Origin of the sequence: Shewanella sp. Iso12 (assembly GCF_012030025.1) — a bacterium.
GTDB lineage: Bacteria > Pseudomonadota > Gammaproteobacteria > Enterobacterales > Shewanellaceae > Shewanella > Shewanella algae.
The window spans coordinates 205,474-224,708 of sequence record NZ_JAAUHW010000006.1 but is presented as its reverse complement, the minus strand read 5'-3'; the positions used below and the strand labels follow the sequence as shown (position 1 = coordinate 224,708).

General features: G+C 52.9%; 12 protein-coding genes. 5 read left to right on the top strand and 7 right to left on the bottom strand.

All coding sequences use genetic code 11. The features are described 5' to 3' along the window. Window positions 1-190 precede the first annotated feature (190 nt). Window positions 191-2,893, top strand: a complete 2,703-nt coding sequence (locus HCX89_RS12900; RefSeq protein WP_071237667.1) for a bifunctional acetate--CoA ligase family protein/GNAT family N-acetyltransferase — start codon at window positions 191-193, stop codon at window positions 2,891-2,893. A gap of 87 nt (window positions 2,894-2,980) precedes the next feature. On the opposite strand, the gene HCX89_RS12895 is transcribed toward HCX89_RS12900, so the two are convergent. From HCX89_RS12895 to HCX89_RS12885, 3 genes are all read right to left on the bottom strand, one after another. Further along, the gene (locus tag HCX89_RS12895) at window positions 2,981-4,606 is read right to left on the bottom strand and encodes a phosphoethanolamine transferase (protein ID WP_071237666.1); all 1,626 of its coding nucleotides are present in this window, start codon (window positions 4,604-4,606) and stop codon (window positions 2,981-2,983) included. Window positions 4,607-5,016: 410 nt separating this feature from the next. Further along, window positions 5,017-5,454, bottom strand: coding sequence for a MarR family winged helix-turn-helix transcriptional regulator (locus tag HCX89_RS12890; RefSeq protein ID WP_025009721.1), 438 nt, complete (start codon window positions 5,452-5,454; stop codon window positions 5,017-5,019). A gap of 13 nt (window positions 5,455-5,467) precedes the next feature. Next, window positions 5,468-6,586, bottom strand: a complete 1,119-nt coding sequence (locus tag HCX89_RS12885; RefSeq protein ID WP_107004794.1) for a cation diffusion facilitator family transporter — start codon at window positions 6,584-6,586, stop codon at window positions 5,468-5,470. Between the two features lie 257 nt (window positions 6,587-6,843). Between HCX89_RS12885 and HCX89_RS12880 the strand changes: the two genes are divergently transcribed. The 3 genes from HCX89_RS12880 to HCX89_RS12870 all read left to right on the top strand — a co-directional run bounded on the left by HCX89_RS12880 (window position 6,844) and on the right by HCX89_RS12870 (window position 10,577). After that, window positions 6,844-8,907 carry a PhoX family phosphatase gene (locus tag HCX89_RS12880; RefSeq protein WP_071237664.1) on the top strand — a complete coding sequence of 688 codons (2,064 nt, stop codon included), beginning with the start codon at window positions 6,844-6,846 and terminating at the stop codon, window positions 8,905-8,907. A 292-nt stretch (window positions 8,908-9,199) separates the two neighbouring features. Further along, the gene (gene eco, locus HCX89_RS12875; RefSeq protein ID WP_044734463.1) at window positions 9,200-9,745 is read left to right on the top strand and encodes a serine protease inhibitor ecotin; all 546 of its coding nucleotides are present in this window, start codon (window positions 9,200-9,202) and stop codon (window positions 9,743-9,745) included. A gap of 136 nt (window positions 9,746-9,881) precedes the next feature. Beyond that, on the top strand, window positions 9,882-10,577 hold the full coding sequence (locus HCX89_RS12870; protein WP_044734462.1) for a tRNA/rRNA methyltransferase: 696 nt from the start codon (window positions 9,882-9,884) through the stop codon (window positions 10,575-10,577). 19 nt (window positions 10,578-10,596) lie between these two features. Here the strand turns inward: HCX89_RS12870 and HCX89_RS12865 are convergent, their stop codons facing one another. The 4 genes from HCX89_RS12865 to HCX89_RS12850 form a co-directional block, all read right to left on the bottom strand. Further along, window positions 10,597-12,051, bottom strand: coding sequence for an efflux transporter outer membrane subunit (locus HCX89_RS12865; protein WP_254428386.1), 1,455 nt, complete (start codon window positions 12,049-12,051; stop codon window positions 10,597-10,599). Continuing rightward, window positions 12,048-15,188, bottom strand: a complete 3,141-nt coding sequence (locus HCX89_RS12860; protein ID WP_062793681.1) for an efflux RND transporter permease subunit — start codon at window positions 15,186-15,188, stop codon at window positions 12,048-12,050. The genes HCX89_RS12865 and HCX89_RS12860 overlap by 4 nt, the downstream gene beginning before the upstream one ends. Further along, window positions 15,189-16,376 (bottom strand): efflux RND transporter periplasmic adaptor subunit, encoded by a 1,188-nt coding sequence (locus HCX89_RS12855; protein ID WP_025009717.1) that lies wholly within the window; start codon window positions 16,374-16,376, stop codon window positions 15,189-15,191. A 204-nt stretch (window positions 16,377-16,580) separates the two neighbouring features. Continuing rightward, window positions 16,581-17,357 carry a tRNA-uridine aminocarboxypropyltransferase gene (locus tag HCX89_RS12850; protein WP_025889957.1) on the bottom strand — a complete coding sequence of 259 codons (777 nt, stop codon included), beginning with the start codon at window positions 17,355-17,357 and terminating at the stop codon, window positions 16,581-16,583. A 615-nt stretch (window positions 17,358-17,972) separates the two neighbouring features. On the opposite strand from HCX89_RS12850, the gene emrD reads away from it, so the two are divergent. Next, on the top strand, window positions 17,973-19,154 hold the full coding sequence (gene emrD, locus HCX89_RS12845; RefSeq protein ID WP_257574394.1) for a multidrug efflux MFS transporter EmrD: 1,182 nt from the start codon (window positions 17,973-17,975) through the stop codon (window positions 19,152-19,154). The last annotated feature ends 81 nt before the right edge of the window (window positions 19,155-19,235 follow it).

Genomic DNA, 19,235 nt, shown 5'->3' with positions numbered 1-19,235 from the left:
AAAATTCCCCTTTCCCGCCATTCAAGTTTGCGTTTCCTCTTGCTCTTGTCTTTTCATTCCCGCAAAAAGAGTAAACACCTCTACTGCATGGTATTTTTGTAAATCAAGCCCGACTTTTTGCATATTGCTTACTTTCTCCGGCCATGGAATCATGGAGCATAGACAAGGTCCTTTGCCGACAGGGAAATTCATGAGCCAACGTACTCTGCACACGCTGTTCAAACCCGGGTCCATCGCCGTCATTGGCGCGTCCAATCGCGACAAGCGAGCGGGCAATGTGGTAATGAAAAACCTGCTCTCGGGGGGCTTTGCCGGGCCAATTATGCCGGTAACGCCCAAGTATAACGCGGTTATGGGCGTGCTGGCCTATCCCAATATTGAGTCTTTGCCGATCAAACCTGACCTGGCCATCATCTGTACCCGCGCCTCCAGCGTACCTGCGATAGTGGAAACCCTGGCACAATTTGGCTGCAAAGTGGCGATCATCATGGCCTCCGGTATGGCCGATGAATTAAACGAACAAGGCGAAAACCTGCTTGAACTGACTCAAGCCAACGCCAGACGTTACGGCATGCGGATCCTCGGTCCCAACAGTTTGGGGATGATGTTGCCGCCCCAGGGACTCAATGCCAGCCTGGCCCATGCCGGTGCCCTGCCCGGTAAAATAGCCTTTGTATCCCAGTCTGCAGCCATCTGCACCACAGTACTCGACTGGGCCAACAACAAAGGGATCGGCTTCTCCTCATTTATTTCCCTCGGTGATGCCACAGACATAGACTTCGATGAGCTGCTGGATTTTCTCGGCCGCGATTCCCGCACCAGCGCCATCATGCTCTATATAGATTCGGTCAATGAGAAGCGCCACTTCCTGTCGGCAGCCAGAGCCGCGGCCCGGCATAAACCTATTTTGGTGATCAAATCCGGCCGCAGCGCCGAAGGTGGCAATGCAGCCAAACTGCACACAGGTGGCATTGCCGGTAATGACGCCGTATATGAGGCCGCCTTTCGCCGCGCCGGTATGCTGCGGGTCACCGACTTGGTTGAGCTATTTGCCGCGCTCGAGAGTCTGGCTCACCTCAACCCGCTCAATGGCGAGCGCCTGTGTATTTTATCAAATGGCGGCGGTCCCGCCGTGCTGGCGGTGGATGAATTGGTACTCAAGGGTGGCAAGCTGGCACAGTTGTCCGACACCACTGTGGAGAAACTCTCGCAGCGGTTGCCCTCCACCTGGTCCGGGCAAAACCCGGTTGACATCATAGGTGATGCCGGCGCCGAGCGTTACAGCCAGGCGCTGTCGGTATTAATGGACAGTGATGAGCTGGACGCCATCTTGGTATTGCACTCCCCTTCGGCCCTTGGCGAAAGCGTCACCATAGCCGATGCATTGATTGAAACTGTCAAACAGCACCCGAAACGTAACCGGGTGAGCATCTTAACCAACTGGAGCGGTGAAGATGCCGCTTACCGGGCTCGAAAGCACTTTTCCAAGGCGGGGATCCCAACTTACCGCACACCCGAGGGCGCCGTGCGCGCCTTTATGCATATGGTGGAGTATCGCCGTAACCAAAAACTGCTGCAGGAAGTGCCGCAATCTATACCTGACACTATCCCAACAGACAGCACTACCGCCAGAAGTCTGTTGCAGCAAGCCATAGCCAAGGGCAAACGGGTACTGGAAACCCATGATGCCCGCAACATACTCAACGCCTATGGCTTGGATACCATAGATACCTGGTTTGCCAGGGATGCGGCCGAAGCCGTGGCCATTGCCGATAAGGCGGGTTATCCCGTGGCATTGAAAGTGCAATCACCGGATATTTTGCATAAATCGGACGTTCACGGGGTAATGCTGAATCTGACATCGGCTTCCGAGGTCAATCAGGCCGCGGCGGCAATAGTCGAACGGGTGCACGCCTCCAACCCTGCAGCCTCGGTGGAAGGCATGATAGTGCAAAAGATGGCGCTGACCGCCGGCGCACAGGAGCTCAGAGTCGCGGTAATCAACGACCCAGTGTTCGGCCCAGCCATCATGCTCGGTGAAGGTGGCTCCGAGTGGGAACCCACCCGGGATGCGGCCGTCGCCTTGCCGCCACTGAATATGGCACTGGCACGTTATATGGTGATCCAGGCGCTCAAGACTCAAAAGATCCGCGATCGTCACTTGCCCCAAGGCTTGGATATGCGAGCCTTGTGCCTGATGTTGACCCAGATTTCGCAGCTCATTATCGATTGCCCCGAAATCGAGAGCCTGGATCTTAATCCTGTATTGGCGGCGGGCGAGAAAATTACCCTCTTGGATGTCAATCTGCGCCTTAACCCGGAAGTTACGGATAACGCCGGACGACTGGCGATTCAACCCTACCCCAAAGAGCTGGAAGAAAAAGCCAAACTGCGTAATGGCCTTGAGGTGATGTTGCGGCCAATACTGCCGGAAGATGAACCCAAGCATCTGGACTTTGACAACTCGCTGACAGATGAAGACAGATACAAGCGCTATTTCGGGGTACGCTCGCGTATGACCCATGAAGAAATGGCGGTACTGACCCAAATAGATTACGCCCGTGAGATGGCGTTTATCGCCACCATAAGAGATGAAAACGGCGAAGAGGAAACCTTGGGTGCAGTGCGAGCCTCTATCGATCCGGATAACACAGAAGCGGAATTTGCCATGGCGGTTCGCAGTTCCCATCAGGGGATCGGTATTGGCAAGTTGCTGCTGGAGAAGCTTATCAACTACTACCGCACCACGGGCACTCAGGTGTTAACCGGTTTCACCATGTTCGAGAACCGCAATATGGCCAGTCTCGCCAAGAGTCTTGGCTTTACTGTCACCTTTGATATGGAAGAACACCTGATCAAGATGCACATGGAACTGGCCGGCAAGGACACATAACCCTTCTATATTGAAGGTGAACAACCACACCTCAAAACCAAGAACCCGGCCAATGCCGGGTTCTTTTGATAATTGGAGCAGACTAGCTTAACGGCGACAAAGGGCAATCAAGTCCAACTCAGGCCGGTAAACCTTGCTGCTGACATCGAAGAGCCCCAACAGCGTATCGAACAGGTTGTCGTGGGAAACACTCTTGGCGGCGGCTTCCTTTGCCAGGCAGTCATCATTCAACCCAAGTTGCTGCTTGAATTGCTTGGAAAACCAAGCCATCCAAGGCACCCTGGTTTGTTCACTCGGCGCTATGGCATAGGGTGATCCATGCAGGTACATGCCCTTTTCGCCCAGGGATTCACCGTGATCGGACAGATACATCATTGCCGTATCATAATCGATGCTGCGTCCCTTTAGCTGCTCGACCACCTGAGAGACGATATAGTCGGTATACAGAATCGTGTTGTCATAGGTATTGGTGAGCTGCTCGCGGCTGCAGTTTTGAATGTCACTGCGCTGGCAATCCGGGGTAAAACGGCGATATTGTTCCGGATAGCGCAGATAATAGGTAGGTCCGTGACTGCCGATGATATGCAACACTATCAGGCGATCCTGGCCATTGTTTGGCTGCGACAAGGCTTGTTTGAGCTCATCAAGCAGCACCTGATCCTGACAAAACTGGCCATCGCACAGCTTGGGATCGGCGTTCAGTGCTATCAGCTTGTTTTCCACCCTGTCACACACTCCTTTGCAGCCACTGTCGTTATCAAACCACTGCACTTTCACACCGGCATGGTGGAGCACATCCACAGCGGTATCCTGAGCCTTGGCGGCGCGGGAGTCATAATCTTCCCGGTTCATTCGGGAAAACATACAGGGTAAAGAAACTGCCGTGGCCGTGCCACAAGAGCTGACATCGCTGAAGATCAGCGGTGAAATCGCCTTGGTGTAGACATTGGTTGGCCTGTCATAGCCATAGTATTGGTAATTTTGCGCCCTGGCGGTTTCACCAACCACCAGCACCATCAGTCTGGGTTTAGTTTCCCCGGCTGGTTTTACCTGCTTGGCATCTGTACCCAACTCTTGATATTCGAGCGGCTTTTGCAGGTAGTGCTGATTGATGTATTTGGCCGCCGAGCCGACAAAATAGGTGGGCACAATGTAGCGTTTGATTTCATCATTATTGCGACCAAAAGCCAGATAGTTCTGCATATAGAAAAAGGCTATCACCACTATGATGAGGATGTTCGCTATGATGTACAGCGCCTTGTACGCCAGCTCCTTGCCTATGGGCTTATAGGCGATCTGGATACGATACAAGAGCACTGCCGGCAGCACCCCGGTCAACAGCAGATTTAATATCGATGCCCAGTTCACATAGGTCAAGGCCTCGGCGCTGTTGGTCTGAAAGGTATTCTCTATCATGCCGGTATCGAATACTACGCCATATTTGAACGCGGCAAAAAATACCCCCGATGAACACAGCAACAGCACAATAAAAAAAGGTTTGAGAATATATTTAAAGCTGAACAGGGAAAACAGTATCCCCAAAGCCGAGATCAAGAAGATGGGAATGGTAGCCACAAACAAAGGAGCCACATGCGCTTGGTTCTCGAGCCCCTGTTTGACTATGGTAAAAAAAGGCACATTGAACACGGCCACAAAATACAGTGCCAGTACAAAGGTCAGGCGATTGACAGAGATGGGATTCAACACACTCATTCCTAAATGACGGTTAAAATTGATGCAAGGCTCAGCAATTTCAACTTATGGTTAACTAAATGTTAATATAACAATTTTATCTTAAGGTTCCCTTATCGGTTCCGACATCGCTCATGGGGCCGAATTAAGCTTTCAGACTCTGTGCCAATGGGAAAGTTCGCGATGCACCATACGCTAAAACTGCGGTATAAAAGGTTAAAAGAGTCGTTTGATAACTCAAGAGCCGTTTTGCATGCAAATGTCCCGCAATTGTAAGTTGGAGGCGCATTAAGCTTGGCAAACCGGAAGTCGCCAAAATGTCTCTGAGAGTAAATTACGGCAAGTTTTATTGTGCTCTTCCATGTTCCGGAGAAAAAGAAAGCGCCTTTTAAAGGCGCTTTGAGGTTTTATATCAGGGTAAACAATCGCAATTAGAATTCGCTGTTGAGCCGATTGAAGAACCCAAGCAGTTGCTCCAGCTCAGCGTCACTGAATTTCGCGGTCATCTCTCGGGTTAACTGCAAATGCAGGGCATCATGCTCTTTAAACATCTGCTCGCCCTTTTCGGTTAAGGATACCTGGATGGCGCGCCGGTCATTTTCCAGCGGCTGACGTTCGGCCAGGCCCGCCTTAACCAAACGTTCAACCTGCACGGTCAGGGTTCCTGTGGTAATACCGAGCTTTTCCGCCAGTTCCTTCATCTTCATAGGGCCGTGAGCCCCCAGGATCTCCACTGTATGGATCTGAGCCAGTGAAGCGCCTTGGTCTCTGACTACGCTCTGCTCCCATGAGGACAGACGCTCATAAAACTCTATGATGGCGTGGTTGATTGACTGTTGCAGCGAATCCTGCCGCTGTTGCTGTTTCATCTATTCTTGCACCTCAATGATGATGGTGATGATGTCCTGTCTCAGTGTGGCTCGCTTGCTCACATTCTTTGGCTCTCGGCATCGCCGCTTTATCGCAGTCGGCACATTGATTTACTTCAATGGTCAGATGATCTATGCGACTGAAATCCGCCAGCAACTCATGATAATAGTCGGTACTGTGGGGAGCGTGGCTCACCAAAGAGATCATGGCTGCGTGATGATCGGCGCTGACCGGCCACACATGAATATCGGTTACCTTGTGGTCTTTTTCGGCTTCTATCCGTTCCACCAGCTTACGACTGAACTCGGCTTCAACACCGGCGTCAAGCAAAATAGGGCTGGTTTGGCTGATAAGTCCCCAAGCCCAGCGACTGATGATAACAGCTCCGACAATGCCCATCACGGGATCCAGCCAATTCAATCCGAAATATTTACCAGCCAACAGCGCGCCAATTGCCAACAAGGAGGTCAAGGCATCGGCCAATACATGGAAATAGGCTGCGCGCAGATTATGATCTTTGTGTCCGTGGGAATCCCCATGGTCGTGTACATGCTGCTGTCCGTGATCGCTGTGATGGCTGTGATTGTGGTCATGTCCGTGCTTGTGGCTATCTGCCTGGCTATGGCTATGTGCATGGTTATGCCCATGACTGTGGCCATGATCGTGACCGTGATGGTCCTTGAGCAGAAATACACTGACGATGTTGACGGTTAAACCTATGATGGCCACCAGAATCGCCTGGTCAAAATGAATATCTTCCGGATACAGGAGTCTGGAGCCGGACTCTATCAACATCAACAGTGCCACCAAGCCGAGAGCAATCGCACTGGTAAAACCACCGAGTACGCTGACCTTGCCGGTACCAAAGGCAAATCTGGGGTTGTTGGCATGTTTCCTGGCGTAAGAGTAAGCAAACAATGTCAGCATAAATGCAGCGGCATGAGTTCCCATATGCCAACCATCGGCCAACAACGCCATGGAACCGTATATAGTACCGGCAACAATCTCGGCCACCATGGTGACCACAGTCAGCAAAAGCACCCACTTGGTACTCTTCTCTCCCTGCTCATTATGGTGGGTAAAGTTATGATTATGCTGCCAGCGCGTGGTGGTATGAAACTCTGAACTCATAGTTAGCCTGCTGTTATATTTTGATGTTCAAACTATTTGATAGGCGAAATATCTCTTTTTCCTGACACAATTTCAAGCATTGCGACTGAAAAAAATCACAAGTGTGACCATGGGATTAACAAACTTCATCCTAAAGTCGGGGGATTATGTCTTATTTGTGTCACCTTTCAGTTATCTGGCTGTCATATGGCGTCATTAGTCTTTGCGTCGCATTTGCAATTCCTATAACGAGATAGAAGATCACGGAGTGAAATCTTATGAGCAAGGCGACTTTCGATCCGACGCGTTATAACAAGAGTCAGAACGAACCTTTTGCCCAGGTACTGGATAAACACCTTTCCCGGCGCAATTTTGTAAAAAGTGGCTTGGGCGTCAGTGCCCTGACTGCATTCGGCGGCTTCGGCCTTGCCGGCTGTGGTTCCGACAACAATAACACCTCTGGCACACCGGATCCTGTGCCCCCTACTCCGGTTCCTCCCAGCCAATCCAGTGTTACACTCGGTTTTGAGTCGGTAGCCGGTTCTCGCCTTGATGCAGTGGTTATCCCTGAAGGTTACCGGGCTCAGGTCCTGGCTCCCTGGGGGACTCCGCTGAACAGTAAAGCGGCCGATTGGAAGGCTGATGGCAGTAATACCGCTCAGGATCAGGCCAACTCTGTGGGTCAAAACCACGACGGCATGCATTTCTTCCCGCTTAATGAAGCCGGAACCGATGGCCTCTTGTGTATCAACCATGAATACATTGAACAAGATGCCCTGCACCCCAACGGCCCGACTATGGATGCCGATACCGGCCTGAGAACCCTGGTCGATGAAGTCCGTAAAGAGATCAATGCTCACGGCATGACTGTGGTACGCATCAAGCTTAACGACGGCAGCTGGGAAGTAGTCAAGGACGACAAACACAATCGCCGCTTCACCGGTGCTTCCACCATGGATCTCAGCGGCCCGGTAGCCTACACAGACAAAGTCGTAACCGCCTTCTCGCCTGATGGCAGCCAGACCCGTGGCACCCTGAACAACTGTGGTAACGGTTATACCCCTTGGGGGACTTACCTCACCTGCGAAGAGAACTGGCCCGGCTACTTCGTCAATAAGGGCGAGATGACTCAAGCCCAAAGCCGTATCGGTGTCAGCAGCAGTTCTACCCGCTATGGCTGGGCCGATCTGGCCGGTCATGCCGAAGAGCGACTGGATGAATTTGCCCGTTTCGATGTCACCCCCAAGGCCAGCGATGCCATGTATGACTATCGCAATGAAGATAACGGCTATGGCTATATCGTCGAAGTCGATCCCTACAATCCCAACTCCCGCGCAGTCAAACGCACAGCCCTGGGGCGTTTCCGCCATGAAGGCTGCGCCTACGGCAAGCTGACCGAAGGCAAACCACTGGTATTCTATTCGGGCCATGACTCGCGCTTCGAATATCTGTACAAGTTTGTTTCGGCGGCGCTTTGGGATCCCAAGGATGCAGACAGCAGCAACCGCCTGGCAACCGGTGCCAAGTACATGGATGAAGGTACCCTGTATGTGGCCAAGTTTAACGAAGGTGGCGTAGGTGAATGGTTGCCGCTGACCATGGATGCCATGACAAAGGACGGCAAGACCCTAGCCGATACATTTGCCAGCCAGGCAGATATCATCATTAATACCGCCGGCGCCGCCGATTTGGTTGGCGCGACGCCAATGGATAGACCCGAGTGGTGTGTGGTGGATCCTTTCACCGGCAGTGTCTATCTGACCCTGACCAACAACTCCAAGCGGACTGAAGCCAACGCCGCCAACCCAAGGCTTAAAAACAACTTTGGCCATATCATCCGCTGGGATGAAGGTGCCAGTGATACCGAGTTTAGCTGGGATATCTTCCTGTTCGGTTCTCCGGCCGACGGTGACGACGCCACCAACCTCTCCGGCCTGACTGAACTTAACCAGTTGGCCAGCCCGGACGGCCTGGCGTTCGATGCCCGCGGTATTCTGTGGATCCAGACAGATAATGGCGCCAAAGAGGTGACTGAGCACACCAACGACCAGATGCTGGCAATAGTGCCATCCAAGATGGTCGATGGCGACGGCAAGCCTCTGACAGTTACCGCCGACAATCAAACCGAGCTGAAGCGCTTCTTTGTCGGTCCCAATGGCTGTGAAGTCACAGGCTTTGCTATCTCGCCGGACTACACTTCGGTATTTGCCAACATCCAGCACCCGGGGAATTGGCCGGTATCGGCCAATGCCGCCGAGGAAACACCCATCGGCACCAGCATACGCCCGAGGGCAGCGACCGTGGTGCTGCGTAAAGTCGATGGTGGTGAAGTTGGCATTTAAATAAACAGCTGTGTTTAAACGAACAGCCGGTTCACACGAACCGGCCTGAACTGACAACGCCCGCCAGACTGAACCTGGTGGGCGTTTTGCCTCTCGATAACTTGAATTAAGAGCAAGCACATAGCTGGTACTATTTTGATTTGTATAGCAATACAAAATTATTTATGATTTTTTTGAAAATAAATAACCCTTTCTCAGAAGCTGGCCGTTTAACTCTACAGAAGCGCAATCATACACAGCGCCAATCCAATAATTGATTTCAGCCCATAGCGGGCCCATAAGGAGAAAACCTATGCTTAAGTCCGGCAAACTGAAACTGGCACTTATCGCTTCCGCTTTGTTATCTGCCCAGGTTTTGGCAGTCAGCCCGCCGCATCCACAGGGATACAATCAGAACATGATTACTGCAAACCAATTTGATGCCAACAGCTATCAGCCGCAGGATAGCAGCAAGATGTTCCCCGCCCCCAAAGAAGGCATGGTGCAACACATACTGACCCTGCCCCAATTGGAAAACGAAGACGACTACATGGTTGAAATTCAGGTGGGCCAAACCCAGATGGTCGACTGCAACAAGCACGGCCTGATGGGCGAGCTGAAGCAGATGGATCTCAAAGGTTGGGGTTACACCTATTGGGAGTTGGATGAAATTGGCCCGGGACGCTCGACCATGATGGCCTGCTTCGATAAGGCCAAGCATGAAGAGTTTGTTCGCATTCCGGGTGAATACAAGCTGAGATATAACAGCAAGTTGCCTATGGTTATCTATCTGCCTAAAGATGCCGAGCTGCGCTACCGGGTGTGGCGGGCCGAAACAGTGTTCAATTATTCCAAGTAACACAGTGCCTTAAGCCTTCTGGCTGCTCAAATAGAGCTGCAACAAACCTTTTCCCGGCCGGTTGCAGCTTTTTTGCTTTATTCTCGATTGCAGAACCTTATAATCGCTGCAGTTTTCCTTTAGAGCCTTTTTTCGGATGAAACTCAGCTTTGTACTCGTCTCCCCTGCTCGCGCCGCCAATGTTGGCGCTGCTGCCCGCGCAATCAAGACCCAAGGGTTCAATGAACTCATTGTGGTGAATTCGCAAGCTCACCGGGAAGAGGAAGCGGCCTGGGTCGCCTGCGGCGCCGAGGACATACTGGACAACATCCGTGAAGTGGCCAGCCTGGATGAGCTCAGAGAAGAGTTTGAGCTTATGGTGGCCACCACAGCAAGAGAGCGCGGCAGCCCACGACACTATTTAAGCCCGGCAGAACTCGGCGAACAACTGAGTCATCAGCAGGAACAGGTGAAGCGCACCGCCATCGTCTTTGGCTGTGAGGCCAGCGGCCTGAGTAACGCCGACTTGGCAATTTGTGACTTGCTCAGCTACGTACCACTGGCCACCGAATACCCTTCCCTCAATCTGGCGCAAGCCGTGATGGTCTATTCCTACGCTCTGGGTCAGGCTTTGGCTTGTGCCGATGGCAGCCTGGGGCTAAAAAGTGCTCAATCGCCGTTGGCACAACTCAGCGCCCTCAAACAAAAAGCCACCACTCTGCTGGAGCGAGTCGATGCCGCCGATGATGCCAAGTTAAGCCTGTGGTTGAATGAGAGCCTCTCTCGCCTCAGTGACAGAGACGCCAAAATGGCCCACCAACTGCTGGGCGATATACTCAAGAAACTCGACTGAGGTTACTGTGTTCCCTGGGTTAACTCTTTGCCGGTGCGCCGCCACGCAGGGCGCGATATAGGGCTATCATAGCCAGCAACTTATCGCGTTTTGACTCGCTCAACGAAAGCTCGGCGCTGAAGCGTTGGCGCTGGGCATCCATCAAATCGAGTGAAGTAGCAACACCGTTCTTGTATCTGAGCCGCGCCAGGCGCACATACTCAGAGGAAGCATCAAGCAAGCGTTGCTGCTCTATCAGAGCCTGCTGCGTTCTCTGATAATCATTCATCGCATTGCGTACTTCCATATAGGCGTTCAATACCGTGCTGCGATAAGCAAGCATTGCCTGCACCTGCGCTTCGTTGGCTATCTCATATTCGGCGCTTATCTTGCCGGCATTGAAAATTGGCGCCGTGATCCCACCGAGCAGCGACCAGGTGAGCCCCTTTGAGCTGAAAAGGTTATCCAGGCTATTAGATTCGCGGCCATATTCGGCGGTAATGGTAAAGCCGGGGAAAAAGGCGCTCTTGGCTACCCCGACCCCGGCCGTGGCCGCTACCAGAGCCAGCTCGCTGGCGCGTACATCCGGGCGGCGCGACAGTAGCTGTGAAGGCACCCCAACCGCCAGAGATTCGGGAAATTCACTGCTCACCAGTTTGGGAAGCTCTGGCAAGGGGTGATCGTAAGCCCCCAGTAAGATAAGCAACTGATTACGTTTGGCCTTGCTGTCATATTCGAGCTGAGGCAAGGTCACCATGGCGGTTTGATATTCCACTTCCGCCTGGTGTACATCGAGACCCGAGATCATCCCGTTGGCCCGCCTGAGCTTAGCCAGCTGCAGTTCCTTGGCGCGGATCTGAGCCGTTTCCCGGGAGATCTTAAGTCTTTGCTCTATATCGGTCAGCTCGTAAAAGGCGGTGGCGATATCACTGATAAGGCTGATTTTGGATGCCTCAAGCAGCTCTGCCTGCGACAGAGTATTGGCAAGCGCCGCCTCACTGGCCCGGCGATTGGCGCCCCAGATATCCAGCTCCCATGAAGCGACCCCGTTAAGGCCCAAGGCTGTCTTGGCACTGGGATCTTTATTGGTAATGGCGCTGCTAAGCGACCGTTTGGCTTCAAACTCCAGCCCAAGTTCGGGCCACAGGGCCGCATCGACCACCCGCCCTTCGGCTCTGGCGGCTCGCAGCCTGCTCTGCATCATCGCCAGGTCGATATTGTTTCCCAGCGCCTGACGAATAAGCGCCTGCAGTTCGGGATTGAGGAAAAACGTCTGCCATTCATCCTTAACGGCTTCATTGGACTCTACTTGCGGCAGCGTCTTATCAAACTGCGCCGGCATGTTGAGCTCGGGGCGCTGATAATCAGGCCCCAGAGTACAGCCCCAAAGGCCCGAGGAAAGTATCAAAGCGACTAGCGCCGGTCTAGTGCATTTGCAACTGACAAGGCCCTTGTTCGGCTTCTCTTGGCTCATGGCTAATACTCCGGTCATCATAAGCCTTCCTCCGTTGCCGGCTTTTGGCTTGCCGAATCACCCTTAACCTTGGCGCGAACCCAACCGGCTGTGGTCACAAAGAACAGCGGCACCAGTATAATCCCTATGCTGGTCGCCAGCACCATGCCGCCAAGGATGGGAATAGATACCGAGTGACGACTGACTGAGCCGGGTCCGGCCGATAACACCAGTGGCAAGACACCGAGAATAAAGGCCATGGAGGTCATCAAAATCGGCCTGAAGCGCATCGCGGCGGCTTCCATTGCCGCCTCCAGTCTTGAACGGCCCTCCCGGTGCAGTTGATTAGCGAACTCGACAATCAAAATCGAGTTTTTGGCTGCCATCCCGATAAGGGCGATAAAGGCAACCTGGAAGAAGAGATTACTCTGCATACCACTGAGCAGTGTTGCCAAAGAGGCTCCCAGCATGGCGACCGGAGCAATAAGCAGCACGGCCACAGGAATGGTCCAACTCTCATACAGCGCCGCCAAAAACAGGAATACAAACACCAAAGCCAGCGTAATGGCGATACTGGTCTGGTTGGCCGAGCGTACTTCCTGGAAGGTAAGCCCGGTCCATTCGTACTTGAATTCGGGCGGCAGCATGGGCTTAGCTACTCTGTTGATTGCTTTTATCACATCACCTGAAGCATACCCGGCTGCCGGAGTGATGTTGATGGAAGCACTGGAGAACAGATTGTAGTGAGTCACAGCCGCCGGCCCCACAGTATATTCATAGTCGGCCAGAACTCCGATAGGCACCATGACACCATTGGATGACCGGACATAATAATCTTTGATCTGCTGGGGGAACTGGCGATAACTGTCCTCGGCCTGAACCCTGACCTTATACACCCGGCCAAACAGATTGAAATCATTGACTACAGAGGAATCGGTAAAGGTCTTGATAGTGCTGTAAAGATCGGCCACATCCACCCCGATAGCCATAGCCTTGGCTTCGTTGACCGAGAGATACATCTGCGGAATGGAACCCTGCAGCGACATGGCCGCTGCCGCGACTTCCGGTTGTTGTTTGAGCTGCTCCACCAATTCGTTGCTGGTTTCCATCAGCCCCTTGAAATTGGTTCCCGAAGTATCCTGCAGCACCATTTCAACCCCGGAGCCGTTCCCCAAACCGGGCACGGCCGATGGCAGGTAGAGGTTGAACTCTGCCTGCAATACCTGGCTGAGTTCATGTTTCAGCTCTTTCATCACCTTCTGCACTGTGGCCTGGCTTTGCTCCCGCTCCGCCCAGGGCTTGAGGACCACTTCAAACTGGCCGTTGGCCTGATTCGAACCCGAGCGGCGGTTTTCACCGGCCAGGGTGAAGGACCAGGCTACCGCAGGATGGGCCAGCACATGGCGCTCGGCAATCTTGAGTACCTTTTGGGTGCGGTTGACCGTCGCTCCGGCCGGCAATGTCATATCAATAAAGAAACGCCCTTGGTCCTCATCCGGCATAAAGCTCGATGGCAAGTGGCTCATAATGTACCAAACCGCCACCACCATGGCGCCAAACACCAGGTAACTGCGCCGCGCATGTTTGTTGGCTACACCTACCAGGGATACGTATTTGTCGGTCAATTTGGAGAGGCGGTTGTTGAGCCAGAAGAAGAAACCGCTCTTGGCCGCATCGCCCGGACGCAACAACAAGGCGCAAAGTGCCGGACTCAGGGTCAATGCCACCACTGTCGAGATCAGCACGGCTACGGCAATGGCGACGGCAAATTCCCGATACATAATACCTGTGATACCGGCAAGGAAGGACACGGGAACAAACACGGCGCACAGCACCAAACTGGTCGCTATCAGGGCTCCGGATAACTCTTTCATGGCGCTGCGGGTGGCCGCCATCGGGCTCATGCCCTTTTCATTGATAAGTCGCTCGACGTTTTCCACCACCACAATGGCATCGTCAACTACAATACCAATGGCCAAAACCAGTGCCAGTAGGCTTACTGTATTGATGGTAAAACCGAAGGCCAGCATGGCGGCCAGCGTCCCTATCAAAGAGACAGGTACCGCGATCGCCGGGATAAGGGTCGCCCGCAGGTTCTGCAAAAACAGGTACACAACCAACACCACCAACACCAGGGCTTCGATCAGGGTCTGCACTACCTCATCGATAGACTCTTCGATAAACACAGAAGCATCGTAAAACACCTGCCAGTCCATACCGCTTGGGAACTTGGTCGCGAGTTCGGCCATGGTTTCCTTGACCTTACGGGTCACCTCAAGGGCATTGGCACCGGGCAGCAAATACACCTGCAAGATGGTGGCGTTTTCCCCATTGAGTTGTGATTGTAAGGTATAAGCCGAAGAACCCAGTTCTACCCTGGCAATGTCACGCAAGCGAATGAGCGAGCCGTCGGGATTGGCGCGAACTATGATTTCCTCAAATTCCCTGACACTGGACAGACGTCCGCTGGCGGTTATCGGCAAGGTCTGGCTCAAGGCGCTAGTGTTGGGTTGGGTACCCACGGTACCAGCCGGAGTTTCCTTGTTTTGTGCCTTGATGGCATCGATAACGTCTGTGGTAGTCAGGCTGTGACCGGCCAAGGCATCCGGGCGCAACCACACCCGCATGGCATAACTGCGAGCGCCTGTGTTACGAACCCGGCCAACGCCGGGGATCCTTCTCAGTGCCGATTCGATATTGATGGAGGCGTAGTTGGAGAGGTAAATCTCGTCAAAACGGGGATCTTTGGAGGTCAATGACAGCTTGAGCAGTTCCACCGAGGAATCCTTGGAGACTGACACCCCGGCGGTCTGTACATCGATAGGCAAGCTATCGATGGCCTGCTGAGTGGCATTCTGCACATCCACCGCCGCCAGATCCGGACTGGTGCCCACATCAAAGGTAATGGTGACATTGGTGCTGCCGGAATTGGTGCTCTTGGAGCTCATATAGATCATATTGGGCACACCGTTGACCTGCTGCTCCAGCGGTGTTGCCACAGACTCGGCGGCTGTAGTGGAAGCTGCCCCCGGATAAGAGGCTGAGATACTCACCTGCGGCGGCGTGATATAGGGATATTGATCCACCGGCAGCTGGAACATGGCTATCAAGCCCAGGAGCACGATAACGATACTGATAACAGCCGAGAATACCGGCCGTCCGATAAAGAACTGAGCCATTTACTTACGCTCCTGTTCTTTTGATTGCTGCTCCAGTGCCTCTTTCTTTTCCTGCTCGTCGAGCCGCTTTTGATACTCTTTGGCATCCAGCGGCTCGGCCAGTTGGCCATGACGCACGCGGTGCATACCTTCGACTATCACACGTTCACCGGCGTTGAGACCGCTTTTAACCACCACGCCTTCCGGGCCCTGGTATTCAATCACGATAAAGCGCCGTTCAACCTTATTGTCCGGCATCACCACCATCACATAGACGCCGCCCTGATCTACCTGAGTCGAGCGCTGCGGGATCACTATGGCATTGTCTATCTCACTGAGTTTGATCCTGACATTGGTGTATTGACCCGGCAATAACTCCTTGTCCGGATTGGGCAGTACCGCCCTCACCTCAAAGGTACCTGTGCTGGAATTGACCTGGGGATCGGTAAAACTGACGTTACCCAAATAGCGATAATCACTGTTGTCCGGTAAGGTGATACGCACAAAGCCTTCAACCGCCTTGCCTTCAGTTTCCGCTTCCTGCTGTTGGTTGTAACTGGTCATTCGCCGTCTGGCATTGAGGTAATCCAGCGCCGACATATTGAAATTCACATAGATGGGATTCACCTGCTTCACCCGTGTCAGCAGCGATTGCCCCTGACTGCCGACCAAGGCGCCGATATCCACCTCAGAGCGGCTGACCAGACCTGCGATCGGCGCTCTTATTTCGGTATAACTGAGTTCCAGCAGCGCCTCTTCCAGCTCGGCGTGGCCGGCGGCCAGGGCCGACTTGGCCTGCGCCAACGCCGACAGGGCATTATCATAATCCAGCTGACTGGCGGCATCCTGCTCATAGAGGGGTTTCAGACGCTTCACATCCCGCTGCGCCTTTTCCAGTATCGCCTGCTGCGACTCGACGTTGGCCTTGAGTCGATTAACCACAGCGTTATAGGGCTTGTTATCTATCTTATACAAGATATCGCCGGCATTGACCGCGCTGCCCTCGGTAAAGAGCCGCTCCTCGACAAAGCCATCGACGCGGGCCCTGACCTCCACATCCAAAGAAGCCTTGGTGATACCGACATAATTACCGTAGACAGGCACCGTCGCCTGTTTGACCTCTTCCACCACCACCAGTTTGGGCGTGATGGCAACGGGTTCGGGGTCACAACCGAGCAATAAAAAGCCACTGACGATAAGCAGTGGCATAGAGAAAAGCGATGCATTTGAACCCTTTCGGGCGAAGACGGTCATTAGCGCAGCAAAGACAGAGGACATAGCAGCTTCCAGCGTTCAATGGGAGATCCTGATTGTTAAACACCCCGACGTTTGGCGACAGGTTGTTCATTTACCAGTGTAAGTCCTTGAAGCTGCGTGTCAATTCCCGACTATTATTAAGGGAAAGCTAATAACTTATTTAAGCCTCAGAGTTTCAACCTGAAAAGCAAACTGCTCTTTAAGTGATTGAATATGCTCGGGCTTATTTTTTATCAAGCGGCTACGTGTTGCCAGACTGCTGCTGATAAAGAGCTTAAACCAAGTATCAAGCGCTTCGGCGCAGCCCTCTTCACCCAGAGACTGCAGCGTTAAAATTGCCACTTCGGCTGTACCCATCTGAAAGTCGCGGCTACCCTTTCTGAGCTGATAGCGAGCCAAGGTTTCGGCGCTGAATGACAACATAGGTAATTGATGCAGGTAAGCACTCTTGCGAAACATCTTCACCGCCTCACGCCAACTGCCATCGAGCAAAATGAACAGCGGTCGCTTGCCTTGCTCCGGATCTCCCTGATTAGCGAACACCTCGCTCAAAGCCTCAGTCACCACCTCTTGCCCCGGTAAGGCATATTCCCCCGGAAACACCAGATAAGGCTGATAATCCGGGTTTTCCAGCAAGGCTAAGAGTTGAGGGTCCGGCTGAGTTCTCGACCAAAGAAAGGCATGGGTATCCGGAATGAGATCGGCTATCAAACGCCCGCTGTTGCTGGGTTTCAATACCTCGGCATCATACATAAGCAAAGCAAACGCCGCTTCGCAGGGCAGAAGGCGCCTGTGCTCACAGGTACAAAAGCTCTGCTCCAACAGGCAACGGCCACAGCGAACAAGATTCTTGCCCCTTGATGCATAAGGCTTGGTCGACAGCGACTGTCGGTATTCATACAGACGGTGTACCGCGTGAGGTTGAATTGACATGAATTTCCCGAATTACAATGACTTAATAACTCTAGTGTACGACTTTCTTACCGCCAGCCTTGATGCTTTGACTGCCGTGCGTAAGAGCCGGCGCAGTTTACTGCCGCATTCATGTGGCGGCAAGTCGTTTAACCTCACTCTTGCCAGGATAGCCGGCACTTGGTACTTGTCCATAAGGCCGAATGAAAGAACCGATGGAAAATAATCCATCATCAAGATTTGTAAACATATCATTCCAATATAGAGACTCAATACAGCAATGAAAGTCCTCTGTAGGGCTATCATGGCGCTTTCAAAGGTAAACAACCCCAACTTTTGGGTTGTATTCCACCCAAACAGTGTAAAGATTAAGGTACACAAATATATTCTATATAAAATGTTATCAATAACCTTAATTTTTTTCTTGTATAACAGCGACTTCTGTCATTGAAATTGCAAAATTGCCGAGTATGATAGCGCCCGTCTCGGGAGCTCCCGAGCAGGAAGGGGCAGATACTTATCTCAAGAGGCACTCGCCTTATCGGCATCTTCCCAAACGGTTCTTTAGTTATGGTTCTTTATCAAGGTTGTGGGAGTATTACTGTGGTACCTGATGAGAATGTTTCCGGCGTATCCTTGAAGCCTTTATTAATCATGCTGGTGATGATGGTCGCCAGCGGCCAGATTGCCCAAACCATTTTTGTGCCGGCGCTGCCTATGATGGGTGAGCAATTCAGTGTCAGTGCCGGGCAACTGCAGGCGATTATGGGCACTTATCTCTTGGCCTATGGCCTACTGCAATTTGTTTATGGCCCGGTATCGGACAGATTCGGTCGCAAACCGCTGCTGCTCATCGGTCTTAGTCTTTTCGTCATAGGTGCCATCATCGCCGCCTGCGCCGAGAGCTTTAATACCTTGCTGCTGGCCAGTGCCATTCAAGGCTGCGGCACAGCCAGTGCCGGTGCCCTTTGCCGCTCTATTCCAAGGGATTTCTTCTTCGGCGAAAAACTGGTGCGTTTCAACAGCTATGTGTCCATGGCCGTGGTGTTCTCGCCGCTGCTGGCTCCCTTTATTGGCGGAGTGTTGAGTGTGCATTATGGCTGGCATGCCGTGTATTGGTTCCTGGCTTTTTTCGGTGTCTGTGTGGTGATAACCCTGGCGCTGAGGTTCAAGGAATCCCTCCCCAAGGAGAAACGCCAGCCGCAGTCCATGCTCAAGTCCTATGCCTTGGTGCTGAAGCACAGAGCCTTTCGCGGTTATCTGCTGTCCTTGGTGGCTACCTTCGCCGGGATTGCCGCCTTTGAAGCCATCGCCGGTATACTCTATGGCCAGGTGCTGGCTATGAGCCCCATGATGGTCAGTTGTTATTTCGTGGCGCCTATTCCGGGTTATCTGTTGGGAGCCTGGTATGCCGGCAGACAGGCATCACTGCATAAACTGTTTCACCACGGTGTAGCGCTGCTGGGTGCCGGGGCACTGTTTTTACTGCTGCCCGGCCTGTCAACTTTGGTGATAGGTTGGAGTCTACTGATTGGCTCAGTGCTCTTCTTCACCGGGGCCGGCATATTGTTTCCGGCACTGACATCGGCGGCGCTTGAACCCTTCCCGCGTCAAGCCGGGGTTGCCGGCGCCCTGCTCGGTGGCCTGCAGAACTTTGCCGCCGGCCTTGCGGCCATGTTAATGTCGCTGGTGCCCATGATGGGGCAACTCAGCATTGGGCTTTTGACTTCGTCCATGGTAGTGCTGGTGGTGTTGGCACTCAACTATGCCAGAACTCATCCGGATATTGATGTGCATACCGCCGGGGACCCGCTCTGATTTCCCTGTCAAACCATTAAACAGCAAGACCGGCCAACGGCCGGTCTTGCTGTTTATACCCCTCACACATCATGCTCTTCT